Raw genomic sequence first — 14853 nt, 5'->3', positions numbered from 1 at the left:
TCATTTGTACTTTGTGTACTGGTTTCTTTTGTCTTGCCATAAAATAAGGCCTCCTATGATTTTATATTTTATCATAGAAGACCTTAAAATCCTATTTACAGAAAAACTTTCACAGACTCGAGATTTTCAGAAGGCTTTACTTTCGGGTAATGTTGAAGAGATGAATTATTATATGAATATGGTTGCAAAAACAACCTTCAGTTATTTTGACTGTGGGTCCGGCTATGGGGCGGTTGATGAAACAGAACGGTTTTATCATGGTTTTGTGTTGGGGCTGCTTGCTGAATTATCGGATCGCTATCATATTACATCAAATCGGGAAAGCGGTATAGGGCGATATGACATTATGATGAAGGCTGTAGATGCACAACAGAGTTCTTGTATCATAGAATTTAAGGTCTTTAATCCAAAGAAGGATAAAGATCTGGAAGACTGTGCGTATAAGGCACTACGACAGATTGAGGAAAAGGGATATGTGGCAGAACTGCTTGCAGAAGGGATTGATAGGGAAAATATCAAAAAATATGGTTTTGCATTTGAAGGGAAAACTGTGCTGATCAAACAGGAAATTTAAAGACACTACTCATGAGTATACTACTTACGAGTAGTGTCTTTTTGCCCATTACCCTACAATCTCTTTCGCCAGTTCCTTCATAGTTTCCACATCTGCATCTTTTATTGTTGTTTTGATGGTAACAACTTTCTCGCAGATCTCTAAATTCTTCATGGTATCCAGAATCGCTTTCATGCTCTTTGCTGCGCATGGTGCCCAGGAACCGTTTTCGATGATTCCTATTTTTCGTTTCTGGAAAGCTTTATGGGAAAGACGGTTCAAAAAGTCTTCCATTGGCGGGAATACGCCGCCGTCGTAAGAGGCTGCACAAAGCACAAGGCTGTCATAACGGAAGGCATCTTCAATGGCTTCTGCCATGTCGTCGCGGGAAAGATCTGTAAAAGCAACTTTGGCTGCGCCTGCTTCCTGCAGCAGTGTGACCATTTTTTCTGCTGCTGCCTTCGTATTGCCGTGGATAGACGCGCAGGCAACGAGAACACCTTTGTCTTCCGGTTCGTAGCTGCTCCATGTCTGGTATTTGCCGATATAGTAAGGCAGGTTTTCTTTTAAGATCGGACCGTGCAGCGGACAGATCGTCTGAATGTCGAGCGTGGCTGCCTTTTTCAGAAGCGTCTGCACGGGAGCTCCGTATTTACCAACAATATTAAAATAATATCTTCTGGCCTCACATGCCCAGTCTTCATCTGTGGACAAAGCACCGAATTTGCCGAAGCCGTCAGCAGAGAAAAGAATCTTTTCGGTTGTTTCGTATTCTACCATGACTTCAGGCCAGTGTACCATGGGAGCCATGAAAAACTGCAGTGTGTGAGAACCGAGAGAGAGGGTTTCTCCTTCCGCAACCGTGATACATTTTTCGTCAAGCTCCGGGATTTCAAAAAACTGTGGCAGCATGGATTTGGCTTTTGTGCTCATCACAAGTTTTGCCTGTGGGAACTGCTCTGTAAACAGCTTGATCCCTGCGGAATGATCCGGCTCTAAGTGAGAGACGATCAGATAGTCGGCAGTGCGTCCGTTTAAGACGTTTTTCAGATTGGACTGCCATTCTTCTGTCTTGCGCGCATCTACGGTGTCCATGACAGCAACCTTATCATCTAAAATAACGTAAGAGTTATAAGATACGCCGTTTGGCACCTCATACTGGCTTTCGAAAAGATCAATCGTTGTATCGTCTGCACCGATGTAGCGGACTGCATCGGATATTGTAGTAGTCTGCATAAAAGAGTCCTCCTTATGTAAAAAATATGTTTAGATACTCGCACAAGAAAAACAAAAGTTGCCTTCGGCACCGCCTGTTTTTTTGCGCCATTACATTATACCATCAAAAAAAGAGACCGTCGACGCTGTTGCAAAATAAAGTGTAAAAATTGTCGATGAAATGTGGTAAAGAAATGGTAAAGGGAAACGGCACTTTTATGACATATCCTGTAAATATATGGTAGAATTATTAAAAGATAAAAAAGATACTAAAATAGTAATATAATTGCATTTTGGGAAAGAAAGGGGAATCGGATGCTGGAAGTTTTTTACAGGAGGCTTGGCGGAGATTACAAAGATGTCTATTACAGACTGGAGGACAATAAAACGATACTGCGTTTTCTGAAAAGATTTTTGGAAGAGAACAGTTATCGGAATTTTTTGGAAAGATACGAAGCACATGATGAGGAAGAAGCATATCGTTATATACATAATTTAAAAGGGGTAAGCCTGAATCTTGGATTCGGTGATTTGTTTCAGATCAGTGAACAGATTACAAATGAGTTCCATGCGGGCTTCCCGCAGCTGACATCTGATCAGCTTGCTTTGTTGAAAAGAAGATATGAGACAGTAATTGAAGCGATTGGCGAAGAACTTACGGAATCAGAACAGAAAGAGCCCGTGTAGAATCAATCAATAAATATAAAAAAGTTATTGACAAGGAAAACAACAGCATATATAATCAGTTTCAACAACAAACATATTATTCCTACATAGATAGTAGGAATAAACAACCGGACAACCGAAATCGGAAAGCGGCTGTCAGAAATGAAGGAGGAACTGAAATGAGTCAGATTAAAGAAAGCGCATTGGAACTGATCGGAAAAACACCGATTTTAAAACTGAACGGATATAGCAAAAAAGCAGGGGTAACAGATGCAACGATCCTTGCAAAGCTTGAGTATCTGAATCCGGCAGGATCTGTAAAGGACAGAATTGCACTTGCCATGATCGAAGATGCAGAAGAGAAGGGGATTTTAAAAGAGGGGGCTACGATCATCGAGCCTACCAGCGGAAATACCGGAATCGGTCTTGCAGCCGTGGCAGCAGCAAAAGGCTATCATGCAATCCTGACATTACCGGATACCATGAGCGTAGAGAGAAGAAACTTATTAAAAGCATATGGTGCTGAGCTTGTCCTGACAGAAGGTGCAAAGGGCATGAAGGGTGCTATTGCAAAGGCAGATGAACTGGTAAAAGAAATTCCGGGCGCAGTGATTCTCGGACAGTTCGTAAATCCTGCAAACCCTGCAGTGCATAAGAGAACAACAGGTCCGGAGATCTGGGAGCAGACAGACGGTAAGGTTGATATTTTTGTAGCAGGTGTCGGTACAGGCGGAACTGTAACAGGTGTTGGGGAATATCTGAAAGAACAGAATCCGAATGTGAAGATCGTAGCAGTAGAGCCTGCAACAAGCCCTGTACTTTCCAAAGGAACACCGGGTGCACATAAGATCCAGGGAATCGGCGCGGGTTTTGTACCGGAAGTATTAAATACAAAAGTATATGACGAAGTCATTGCGATCGAAAATGAAGATGCCTTTACAGAAGGCAGAGCATTCGCAGTAAGCGAAGGTATTCTGGTCGGTATTTCTTCCGGCGCAGCATTAAAGGCAGCAACAATCCTGGCAAAGAGACCGGAGAACAAGGGTAAGACAATCGTAGCACTCCTGCCGGATTCCGGTGACAGATATCTGTCTACTGCATTATTCAACAATTAATAGTTGACAAAAATTATCAATTTAGTATAATGGAACGAAATAAGGGAGTAGTCGGCACGAAGTGTGGTGAGGTCAACATACTGGATTTGTTCCTGGCATCATCTGAAATGACGAGACTTATCTGCGATAGCATCGGTCTATCCGGATAGGTCTCTTTTTATGTGTAGCGAGGGAACGAAATCAAGCGGCTGCGAAGCAGACATTTGATTTCGCCCGAGCGTACAACGAGAAAATCAAAAGCAGCGAAGCTGCGACGCTTCGAAGAAGCGGGATTTTCGAGTATGAATAGGGAACGAAATCAAGCGGCTGCGAAGCAGACATTTGATTTCGCCTGAGCGTACAACGAGAAAATCAGAAGCAGCGAAGCTGCGACGCTTTGAAAAAGCGGGATTTTCGAGTATGAATAGGGAATGAAACAAAGCGACCACGGAAAATCCCGGAGAAGGAAAGGTAAAAAACATGAGTTTATGGGAATTATTGGTAATTGCGGTCGGACTGTCAATGGATGCATTTGCGGTCTCTATCTGCAAAGGACTGTCGGTGCAGAAGGTAAAGCCCAAGCATTATCTGATCGTGGGGGCTTATTTTGGAGGGTTTCAGGCGTTGATGCCGCTTCTTGGCTATCTGCTCGGTGTCCGGTTTGAAGCGATGGTCGCCAATGTGGATCACTGGATCGCATTTGTGCTGCTTGGACTGATCGGTGCTAATATGGTGCGTGAATCCAGAGCCGAGGAAGAAAAACTGGATGATTCTTTCACAGTTTCCACGATGCTGCTTCTGGCGATCGCAACAAGCATTGATGCGCTTGCGATCGGTGTGACATTTGCTTTTCTGGGAGTAAATATTATCGAGGCGATCATTCTGATCGGTATTACAACAGGTATTATTTCCGGTGTGGGACTCAAGATCGGAAATGTGTTTGGAAGCCGTTATAAGTCGAAGGCAGAGATGGCGGGAGGCATCGTGTTGATCCTGATGGGAATCAAGATCCTTGCGCAGCATCTGCTGGGGCTTGGTTAAACCGAAAAAGAGAAAAAAGAAAAATACCTATTAAGTTCACGTGTTTTTTTCCGATATGTATAGTATAAGAACAAACATCAATACACATAAAGGAGGAATTACCATGCGTATTGAAGCTTATACACAGATTCAGCAGCTTTATAATACCTCTAAAGCAGGAAAAACACAGAAGACAACAAATAAGAGCTTTAAGGATGCAGTTCAGATATCAAGCGCAGGAAAAGATTTTCAGACCGCTAAAGCTGCCGCTTTTGCAGCTCCGGATATCCGCGAGGATGTGACAGCCCCGATCAAACAGGCAGTACAGTCCGGCAGTTATGATGTATCTTCTGACGATTTTGCAGAGAAATTACTGGAAAAATATAGTGCATTATTAGGCTGATGAAAAAGAAAAACGGTGTCTGTGCCTAAAAGGCCAGACACCGTTTTTGTAATGAAACCCGGAAAGGAAATGAGTACATATGGCAAGTCTGATGGAAAATTTGATGGATGTATTGGAAGAGGAGAGCGGATACTATGATTCTCTTCTGGAATTGTCCATGAAAAAAACAGAGGTCATTGTTTCCAATAATATACAGGCACTACAGCAGATCACAGAGCAGGAACAGCTTTTGATCGATCAGGTGAACAGCGTGGATAAAAGGCGAATGGGCATTATGACGGATATGGCAAATGTCATGAACCGCGATGTCGGTACACTGACGATCCCGGTGCTGATCCAGGCGCTGGATGCCAGAGAGCAGGAACAGAGAAGGCTGTCCGAGGCAAGTGATAAGCTGAAGGAGACCGTGAGAGCCATGGCACGTATCAATGAGCAGAACAGGGAACTCTTGCAGAGTGCCCTTGAAATGGTAGAATTTGACCTGAATCTGGTGCGGGGATTAAAAGCTGCACCACAGACAGCGGAATATAACAAAGGTGCCATGAACGCAGGCAATTATATGGCGCCGTCAAGAGGCGGCTTTGATGCCAAACAGTAAGAAAATGAGGTGAGGAAATGTCCTTATTCGGTAGTTTATATGTAGGTGCCTCCGGACTGCAGACCGGGCAGAATGCACTGAATACAACTGCACATAACTTATCTAACGTAGATACAAAGGGATACACAAGACAGCAGACACTGCTGACGGATAAAAACTATAATTTATTGTCAGTCAATCCGAAAGCTGCAGCAAATCAGCAGACGGGTCTGGGCGTTACTTATGCGGATGTCAGACAGGTCAGGGACAGTTTTCTTGATCAGAAATACAGAAAAGAATCCGGTAGAAGTGCCTTTTATGAGGTGTCCTATAATACACTCAGTGAGGTGGAATCGCTTTTAGGTGAGCTGGATGGCGAATCCTTCAGTAACTCTCTGAATGATCTCTGGGAAGCGGTGCAGGAACTGGCAAAGCAGCCTGCAAGTTCTGTGACACAGGGGCTTCTGATCCAGCGTGCATCCCAGTTTGTGGAGCAGGCAGGAAATGTCTACAGTGCACTTTCCAAGTATCAGGATAACCTGAATAACCAGATCAAAGGACAGGTCGATCAGATCAATCAATATGCGGACCGTCTGTTTGAACTGAACAACGAAATCATAAAGATCGAGACAGGTGGAATTGAACATGCAAACGATCTGCGTGATGAACGGAACCAGATACTGGATGCACTTGGCAGATATGGAAATATTTCTTACAGTGAAGATTGGAATGGCAGTGTAAATGTCAAGTTTGAAGGGCATACACTGGTAAATGCAACACAGGTTTTCAAAATTGGACTGGATCAGAATTCAGATACCGGTTTTTATACACCTTTCTGGCAGGGAGATGCCAAAAAGATCCCGCAGGAAAACGGTACATACCGTTATGATATTTCCAATTGTAAGGTATATGATCTGAGCCGTGAGATTTCAACAGCTTGTAATACAGATGTCGGAAGCCTGAAAGGCATGCTGGTTGCCCGTGGTGACCACAGAGCCGATTATACGGATCTGCAGGATGCGGATGCTTATAATGAAACAGTTTCATCTTCTATATTGATGAATGTGCAGGCGGAATTTGACAATTTAGTACATAATATCGTGACAAAGATCAATGGAGTGCTGGAAAATGCGGCAGAAAAGGAAGGACCGCCTTATCTGCGGAATGAAGACGGAACGATCATACAGCTGTTCCAGCGTATTTCCAGTGATACTTATGATGAAAACGGCCAGCTGATCCGTGAGGATCTGTCGGCAGGTAAGGAAAATACATTGTTTACGATTGCTAACATTGTAGTGAATCCGGATCTTGTCAAAGAACCGACCAAGCTTGGCTTTATCAAAAATGATAAGAAAGAGGATTATGCGATCGCGCAGGAGCTGCAGGCTGTTTTTGAAACAAAAGCGTATCGCCTGAATCCGAATGTGACAACAAAATCCAATCTGATTGATTATTATTCCAACATTGTCAGTCAGGTAGCAAATACAGGTGCTGTATTTAAGAGCATCTATGAAAATGAAGATACGACAGTCAGCTCCACAGATAATGCCAGACAGCAGGTAGTGGGTGTTTCCGATGAAGAAGAACTGTCCAATATGATCAAATTTCAAAATGCGTATAATGCGTCAAGCCGCTATATCAATGTGATCGACCAGCTTCTGGAGCACATTATCAATACACTTGGCGCATAGGAGAGGAGTTAGCATATGCCTTCTACTTTTTTTGGATTGAATACAGCATATACAGGACTGATCGCGTCCAATGCGTCGATCAATACAGCAGGTAATAATATTGCCAATGTGGAAACCAAGGGATATTCCAGACAGACGGTGACCCAGCGGGCAAGTGATGCAATCCGCACCCATACGACTTACGGATGCGCCGGTTCCGGCGTTGACACGATGTCCATCGACCGTAACAGAGACGCTTTTTATGACTTTAAATATTGGAATAATAACGATAAAGTGGGCGAGTACGGCGAAAAAGAATATTATATGAAGCAGATCGAGGATCTGTTTGCAGATGACAATAAGACGATCAAGGGCTTTACAACAGTGTTTAATGAACTGTCCGAGGCACTGAAGGAATTGCAGAAAAATCCGGGCGATTCGACAACGAAGGCACAGATGATCGGATTTGCCAATAATCTGGCTTATTATTTTAATACGGTAGCGGAGAATCTGGTTAATATCCAGACGGATATCAATGCAGAGATCAAAAATAAAGTGGACGAGATCAATTCCTATGCAGCGGAGATTGCCTCTCTGAACGAGCAGATCAATGTGATCGAGCTGACAGGAACAACGGCAAATGAGCTGCGCGACAGAAGGGATCTTCTGATCGATCAGCTTTCCCTGATCACAAATGTAGAGATCAATGAGACGCCGATCCGAGATCCGAATTACCCGGACAGAGATACGGGTGCCAACAGATATACCGTAAAGATCGCAGGCGGACAGATGCTTGTAGACGGCAATACCTATAATGAACTGGAATGCGTTGCGAGAGCAAACTATGAGGCGAATAATCAGTCTGATGCGTTGGGACTTTTTGATATTGTCTGGAAGAACGGCAATGAGTTCAGCATGTCAAGCAACCGGATCGGCGGGCAGCTACAGGGGCTGATCGCCCTGCGTGACGGAAATAACGGAGAATGCTTTAAAGGAACAGTAGCAGAGATCGGCAAAAATCAGACAACAGGTAAGAATGAAGTAACGATCGATGTCAGTGCTTCTTATCTGAAAGACTTGAATAAATCAACTTTGCCGGATAATGGCGGTGTGATCCAGATCGGAAATCAGGAATACTATTATGACACCTTTAAGGCAGTTTACGGTGCAGACGGCAAGATTGAAAAATATGTCTTTGAGATCAGTGATGACCTGAATAAAAACAGCAGACAGCCGGCGGATGACCGGGTCGGCAAGGAAGCGCAGATCGGAGTTTCTATTGATTATCAGGGCGTTCCGTATTACCAGCAGCAGCTCAATGAATGGGTCAGAACCTATGCACAGGCATTTAACAAGATACTGACAGGGCAGGATGCGGTAGATGGCTATGGCAATGCGGCAGATGTTTTATTTGTAGCAAATGAGGCGACGGATGTGACGCAGCGCAAGTTTGTGACATCCAGAAATCAGGCGGCCGGTGCTACAGTATCCAGCACAGATGATACATATTATTACCTGACAGCAACTAATTTTGCAATCAACAAGGAAATGCTGGATGATTCACAGCTTCTGGCAACTCATACGGGAAAAGGAACAGGACCGGAAGGTTATGACCTTGTCAAAGAGCTGATCGACCTGCAGACCAATAAAGATAAGATGAGCTTCCGTGGCTGTTCAGCAAGTGATTTTCTGCAGTGCGTGTTATCGGATGTATCACTGAATGCAAGCAGTGCCAATACATTTTCCGCAAGCTATCAGAATATCGCAAAGACAATCGACACACAACGGTTATCTGTCAGCGGTGTAGATACCGAAGAAGAATCCCTGAATCTGGTACAGTACCAGCGTGCCTATAATCTTGCATCGCAGATGATTCAGGTGCTGACAGAAGTTTATGACAGACTGATCCTGCAGACAGGGGTATAGTTTTCACTGTTTTGAACCGATATAACAGATAGAAAACGGTGTGACAGTGTAATAGAAAAGAAAGAGGCAGTATATGAGAATTACAAACAAAATCATATCCAATAATTCTGTGACAAATATCAATCGGAATAAAGTGCTGGAGGACAAAATCAATACACAGCTTTCTACAGGATCCAAGATCAACCGCCCATCCGATGACCCGGTTGTTGCGATTCGTGCACTGCGACTGCGTACCAATTTAAGTCAGGTCAACCAGTATTATAAAAAAAATATTCCGGATGCGGAGTCGTGGCTGGATATTACGGAAAGCGCAATCACCACAGTGGTGGATATTGTTTCCGATTTCTATAAAAACTGTGAAAAAGGAGCTGCTGGGTTCAATACGACCGAGGATAGAAGTAAGGTGCTTGAAAACCTGAAATCCATGCAGAAGGAAGTATATGCGACGGGCGATGCGGACTATGCGGGACGTTATGTGTTCAGCGGTTATCGTACGGATACTTCCGTTACCTTCGGCAATACGGTCAAGCAGAATTACAAGATCACGGAGCAGCTCACCGTAGACAGCCTCAGTGATATGACCTATGTGGACAGCGGAAAGCTGAAGGACATGACAGAGGCAAATGCGGAAGGACTTGGCACAACGGAGCAGGACATTACATCGTCCACCGTACATAGAATGCGTTTATCCTATAATAAATGTTCCGATACCGTAGCACCGACGATCACTTATTATGATGCAAACGGTAATCAGCAGACAATGACAGCGGAAATTGTTTCTGTCTATGATGCGGCAAGAAATCCTTATACAAGTGCAGATCAGGCAGCAGACGGTGTTGTGTACATTCCGGAGACGGGTGAACTGATCCTGAGCGATACGGCTTATGAGAAGCTTTCGGGTGTGAAAGATAGTGCAGCAACATCGGATGTGGATGAAGGTGAGATCCGTGTTACTTATGAAAAGGATACTTTTGAGAAAAATGATTTAAGACCGGAACATTATTTTGCATGTACTTCAGAGGGAATCGATTATAATCCGGGCTATCTGACCGGTGCAACCGATGATAACAGTAAACAGTATATTTCCTATGATGTGGGATTTAACCAGAGTGTCCGTGTCAATACACTGGCAAGTGAACTTTTTACACCGGCGCTCCGCAGAGATATGGACGATCTGATCAGTGCGATCGAGGATGTGGATACTATGGAGAAAAATATCTCCACGCTCAAAGATATGCTGAAACAGGATCCGAATAATACAGAGCTGCAGGAAAGACTGGATGCGGCAAATAAATCTTATACACTGATGAATGACAAGATGCAGAAGCTGTTTGAAAGCAGCATGACAAAAGCACAGGGGCATCTGGATCTTGCCAATTCTGCGCTGACTGCGACCGGTAACAGAGGTTCCCGCGTGGAACTTGTTTCCAACAGACTTGCAAAGCAGCAGACAAACTTTAAAACACTCTCCTCCGAAAATGAGGATGTGGATATTACGGAAGTGACGGTCAATCTTCGCAGTGTAGAGCTGGCATATAATGCAGCACTGATGGCAACCGGTAAAATTGCCCAGACGACACTGCTGAACTACTTATAAAAAGAAAGGGAAAAACGATGGAAATTAATTCAAGAATTTTTGGACAGATCTGTATTGATGATAGTAAAGTGCTCCATTTCGTAAACGGAATTGTGGGATTCCCACAGCTGACGGAGTTTGCGCTGATTCATGATCAGGAAAAAGAAGGAGGCATCCAGTGGCTGCAGTCTATGCAGGAGCCACAGTTTGCGTTGCCTGTAGTCAACCCGCTTATGATTATGCCGGAATATAATCCGCAGGTGGAAGACGAACTGCTAAAGCCGCTTGGCAGCTTTGAAAATGATGATATGCTGGTGCTTGTAACAATTACCGTACCGTCCGATCTGACCAAGATGAGTGTCAATCTGCAGGGACCGATCGTAATCAACGCGGCAACGAAAAAAGCCTGCCAGATTATTGCGGAGGGATACGATGTTAAGTATCCGATCTATGAACTGTTACAGAGCAGAAAGGCAGGTGAATGATATGCTGGCATTATCGCGAAAAAAAGGAGAGGCACTTGTTATTAACAATAATGTCGAAGTAACTATTCTGGAAGTCAAGGGTGATCAGGTCAAGATCGGCATATCAGCACCGAAGGAAGTTCCGATCTACCGGAAGGAAGTCTACCTGCAGATTCAGGATTCCAATAAGGAAGCAATGCAGGCGGATCTGGAAGCATTGAAAAAACTTTTTTAGGATTTGTTAATAATGAAATGGAAAATGCCGATATATATAAATGAAAATAGCTATGAGACGAACAGGGAGGTGTTAATATGGCTATTGAACCAATCGGAAGCATGATGAGTCTGCAGGCACAGACAATCGTGCCACAGGAAACAAGCAAGCCTGTAGCAGAGAGCATGGACGCGACGGCACAGGAAGTGGGAGCACAGCTGGATCGAACGACAGCAGGTGTTGCCCAGATACAGGAAACAGGAGAAGACGGCAGTAACGCTTATGGCGGAAACGGACAGAGTAATCAGCCGTCAAACGATCAGATCAAACAGGCTGTGGATCAGCTCAATAAAAAGATGGCAAATTCAGAGGCTGTATTTGGCATCCACGAAAAGACAAATCGTGTGACGATCAAGATCGTAGATAAGGACACAAAAAAGGTAATAAAGGAACTGCCACCGGAAAAGACTTTGGATATGATCGCCAAAGTTTGGGAAATGGCAGGCATTTTAGTAGACGAGAAACGATAGGAGGCTGTTTATGACGATCAGAATTACGGGTATGAATTCGGGACTTGATACGGAATCGATTATTACGGAACTTGTATCGGCCCAGAGCGCCAAGAAAAACAGTCTGGTAAAGGCACAGACGAAGCTTTCCTGGAAGATGGATGCGTGGAAGACTTTAAATAGTAAGATTTATAGCTTTTATACAGGAACTGTTAGTAATCTTCGATTTTCAGCTGCTTATGCAAAGAAAAAGACTACTGTATCCAACAGTGCTGTTGCATCAGTGATTGCTGGAGCCAATGCAACAGACGGTGTGCAGACACTGAAGGTCAACAAGCTTGCAAAATCGGGTTACCTGACCGGCGCTGAACTGAAAAAAGCAAATGGAAGCCTTGCTTCCTATACAAGTGCCACAAAGCTGAAAGATATCGAAGGTATGCAGCTTGATGCTGAAGGAAAGATCAGCCTGACGTTGAAAACGGGCGATAAGAGCACAGATATAAACCTGTCAGGGGATTCGACGATTGCAGATCTGACTAAACAGTTGAAAGATGCCGGTGTGAGTGCTTCTTTTGATGAAAACTATCAGAGATTTTTCATCAGCTCCACCACAACAGGAAAGAATGCAGATTTCTCTCTGACGGCAAATAACCAGAACGGATTTAAAGCACTTTCCGCAATGGGAATCAATGTTCTCGATGATGTGACAAAGAGTGAGTATACACGTTTTGCCAATATGTCTGATTCAGATAAGGCAGCTTACATAGATGAACAGGTACAGACAAAGACAGAAGCGGCAAATGCAGCGATCACGGCAGCAGAAAAGACGATCACTGACAATCAGAAATTATATGACGAGTTTTTTGAAAAGAATGTAGATCCTGATTTCGTAAAGTCTGAGTTGCAGACATCAGAACAGATCGCAAAGTTTAAGGAAACATTAACAGCACATCGCGATAGTTTAAAGGAAGCACCGGAAGGTGAAACGGACGAAGAAAAGACTGCACGCGAGGAAAAGCTGAAAGAAGCGGAAGCCAGACTGAAAAGTGTCGATACGCTTGCAGGCTATGTATCCAAGATGGAAGCTGCACAGCAGACAAAGGCAGATAATGAGGCGCTTGTAGCTGATGACAGTGCAGCGATCAGAGATCAGGTAACGCAGGATGTTGAACAGCGGATCACGATGGCGCAGGCAGCCCTTGCTAGCAGTGACTATTCTGCAAAAGCAACAAGGATTCAGGGACAGGATGCAGAGATTGAGCTGAACAATGCAACATTTACATCTGCAACTAATAGTTTTACGATTAATGATATGACCATTACTGCTCTGGTGGAGTCGCAGGAAACAGTAACATTGACCACTTCCAATGATTATGACGGCATTTATGACACGATCAAGCAATTTATTAAAGGATATAATGAGCTGATCAATGAAATGGATAAGCTTTATAATGCAGATTCTTCCAAAGGCTATGAGCCACTGACTTCTGATGAAAAGAAAGAAATGAGTGATTCAGAGATTGAAGATTGGGAGAAGAAGATTAAGGAATCGCTTCTGCGCAGAGACAGTAGCCTGAATGATATTTCCTCGGCAATGGAGGAAGCAATGGGGGCTGGCTTTACTGTTGGTGATAAAACTTATTATCTTAGTGATTTCGGAATTAATACATTGGGGTATTTTACAGCTGCTGAAAATGAAAAGCATGCTTATCATATTAATGGAGATAAGGATGATTCAGCTACCGCCGGAAAAACGGATTCTTTAAAAACAATGATCACAAATGATCCACAAACTGTAGTTGATTTCTTCCAGCAGCTCAGCAATAGTTTGTATACAAAAATGACAGAAAAGATGAGCGCGAACAGTATGCGAAGCATCTACAAGGCTTATAATGATAAACAGATGAAGCAGGAGTATGATGAATATACCAGTGATATTGCAGAACAGGAAGAGAAACTGACAGCACTGCAGGATAAATGGTATCAGAAGTTCAGTGCAATGGAAACAGCACTTGCAAAGTTGTCATCCAAGACGAGCGCGATAGCAGGACTGTTAGGTTAAGGAGCAAAAGAATATGGCAGCAAATCCATACGCGCAGCAATATGCGCAGTACAATACAAATAAAATTATGAGTGCTTCTCCGGCGGAGCTTACGCTGTTGCTTTATGAAGGAGCGATTAAGTTCTGTAACATGGCAATCATGGGTATTGAACACAACGATATCCAGAAGGCGAATAATAATATTAAGCGCGTACAGAGGATCATTGATGAATTTCGTGCAACGCTGGATATGCGCTATCCGGTTGCAGAGGATTTTGACCGCGTATACAAATATCTTCTGGAGCGGTTGTTGGAAGCTAACATCAAAAAAGATAAAGAAATTCTGGAAGAAGTTAATACACACCTGCATTCTATGCGTGATACATGGAAAGAGGTTATGAAGAAAGCAGGAAACGGCAGGTAACGGAATGGAGAAACAGTACATTACAATCCTGATAGAAAGTTTGCAGAAAAAAAGTGACATCCTGTCAGAACTGATCAAAAACAGTGAAAAGCAGGCAGAGCTCTTGAAGGAGAATACAGTGGATTGGGATGCATTTGATCAGGGAACGGACGCAAAATCAGATCTGATCGACACACTGAACCAGCTCGATCAGGGATTTGAAACAGTATTTACACATGTCAGTGAACTGCTGCAGAGCCCGGAGGGCAAGAAAGCCTACGCACAGCAGATCAAAATTTTGCAGGACCTGATTACTGAGGTAACAGATAAAAGTATTACATTGCAGGCAGATGAAGCTCGCAATAAAGCAAGTGTAGAAAAAAGATTTCAGGAGTACAGAGCCGGAATCCGAAAGGGAAGAACGTCTTCCAAAGTGGCATACGGATATTATCAGAATATGAACCAGCTGAATTATCTGCCGCCGCAGTTTCTGGATAATAAGAAATAGAAAAGTGGGCAGGT

General features: G+C 43.6%; 16 protein-coding genes. 15 read left to right on the top strand and 1 reads right to left on the bottom strand.

Annotated elements, in window-relative coordinates; genetic code table 11:
• Positions 1 to 172 precede the first annotated feature (172 nt).
• On the top strand, positions 173 to 574 hold the full coding sequence (locus KQI22_RS05355; protein WP_253293515.1) for a PD-(D/E)XK nuclease domain-containing protein: 402 nt from the start codon (positions 173 to 175) through the stop codon (positions 572 to 574).
• Positions 575 to 622: 48 nt separating this feature from the next.
• Here the strand turns inward: KQI22_RS05355 and KQI22_RS05350 are convergent, their stop codons facing one another.
• Positions 623 to 1789, bottom strand: a complete 1167-nt coding sequence (locus KQI22_RS05350; protein WP_216551036.1) for an FprA family A-type flavoprotein — start codon at positions 1787 to 1789, stop codon at positions 623 to 625.
• Positions 1790 to 2083: 294 nt separating this feature from the next.
• Here KQI22_RS05350 and KQI22_RS05345 point away from each other — a divergent pair, with 294 nt between their 5' ends.
• The 14 genes from KQI22_RS05345 (at position 2084) to flgN (ending at position 14839) form a co-directional block, all read left to right on the top strand.
• The gene (locus KQI22_RS05345; protein WP_216551035.1) at positions 2084 to 2455 is read left to right on the top strand and encodes an Hpt domain-containing protein; all 372 of its coding nucleotides are present in this window, start codon (positions 2084 to 2086) and stop codon (positions 2453 to 2455) included.
• 158 nt (positions 2456 to 2613) lie between these two features.
• Positions 2614 to 3549, top strand: coding sequence for a cysteine synthase A (cysK, locus tag KQI22_RS05340; RefSeq protein WP_216551034.1), 936 nt, complete (start codon positions 2614 to 2616; stop codon positions 3547 to 3549).
• 459 nt (positions 3550 to 4008) lie between these two features.
• Positions 4009 to 4569, top strand: a complete 561-nt coding sequence (locus tag KQI22_RS05335; RefSeq protein ID WP_216551033.1) for a manganese efflux pump MntP — start codon at positions 4009 to 4011, stop codon at positions 4567 to 4569.
• 103 nt (positions 4570 to 4672) lie between these two features.
• Positions 4673 to 4951: a flagellar biosynthesis anti-sigma factor FlgM gene (gene flgM / locus KQI22_RS05330; protein WP_216551032.1), complete on the top strand. Its 279-nt coding sequence runs from the start codon at positions 4673 to 4675 to the stop codon at positions 4949 to 4951.
• A 79-nt stretch (positions 4952 to 5030) separates the two neighbouring features.
• Positions 5031 to 5549, top strand: a complete 519-nt coding sequence (locus KQI22_RS05325) for a flagellar protein FlgN (RefSeq protein WP_216551031.1) — start codon at positions 5031 to 5033, stop codon at positions 5547 to 5549.
• A gap of 17 nt (positions 5550 to 5566) precedes the next feature.
• Complete coding sequence (gene flgK / locus KQI22_RS05320; RefSeq protein ID WP_216551030.1) at positions 5567 to 7219, top strand: flagellar hook-associated protein FlgK; 1653 nt, start codon at positions 5567 to 5569, stop codon at positions 7217 to 7219.
• Between the two features lie 36 nt (positions 7220 to 7255).
• The gene (gene flgK, locus KQI22_RS05315; protein WP_216551029.1) at positions 7256 to 9124 is read left to right on the top strand and encodes a flagellar hook-associated protein FlgK; all 1869 of its coding nucleotides are present in this window, start codon (positions 7256 to 7258) and stop codon (positions 9122 to 9124) included.
• Positions 9125 to 9197: 73 nt separating this feature from the next.
• Positions 9198 to 10721: a flagellar hook-associated protein FlgL gene (gene flgL / locus KQI22_RS05310; RefSeq protein ID WP_216551028.1), complete on the top strand. Its 1524-nt coding sequence runs from the start codon at positions 9198 to 9200 to the stop codon at positions 10719 to 10721.
• 17 nt (positions 10722 to 10738) lie between these two features.
• On the top strand, positions 10739 to 11185 hold the full coding sequence (gene fliW, locus KQI22_RS05305) for a flagellar assembly protein FliW (protein WP_216551027.1): 447 nt from the start codon (positions 10739 to 10741) through the stop codon (positions 11183 to 11185).
• Position 11186: 1 nt separating this feature from the next.
• A complete protein-coding gene (gene csrA, locus KQI22_RS05300) occupies positions 11187 to 11399 on the top strand; it encodes a carbon storage regulator CsrA (RefSeq protein WP_216551026.1) in 213 nt (70 codons plus the stop codon).
• 77 nt (positions 11400 to 11476) lie between these two features.
• Positions 11477 to 11908, top strand: a complete 432-nt coding sequence (locus KQI22_RS05295) for a flagellar protein FlaG (RefSeq protein ID WP_216551025.1) — start codon at positions 11477 to 11479, stop codon at positions 11906 to 11908.
• 10 nt (positions 11909 to 11918) lie between these two features.
• On the top strand, positions 11919 to 13949 hold the full coding sequence (gene fliD / locus KQI22_RS05290) for a flagellar filament capping protein FliD (protein WP_216551024.1): 2031 nt from the start codon (positions 11919 to 11921) through the stop codon (positions 13947 to 13949).
• A 13-nt stretch (positions 13950 to 13962) separates the two neighbouring features.
• Complete coding sequence (fliS, locus tag KQI22_RS05285; protein ID WP_216551023.1) at positions 13963 to 14352, top strand: flagellar export chaperone FliS; 390 nt, start codon at positions 13963 to 13965, stop codon at positions 14350 to 14352.
• A 4-nt stretch (positions 14353 to 14356) separates the two neighbouring features.
• On the top strand, positions 14357 to 14839 hold the full coding sequence (gene flgN, locus KQI22_RS05280) for a flagellar export chaperone FlgN (protein ID WP_216551022.1): 483 nt from the start codon (positions 14357 to 14359) through the stop codon (positions 14837 to 14839).
• Positions 14840 to 14853 lie beyond the last annotated feature (14 nt).

Origin of the sequence: Kineothrix sp. MSJ-39, from assembly GCF_018917935.1 — a bacterium.
Classification (GTDB): Bacteria; Bacillota; Clostridia; order Lachnospirales; family Lachnospiraceae; genus CAG-194.
The sequence above is the reverse complement of the archived record's forward strand: the minus strand, read 5'-3'. Positions and strand labels throughout refer to the sequence as shown.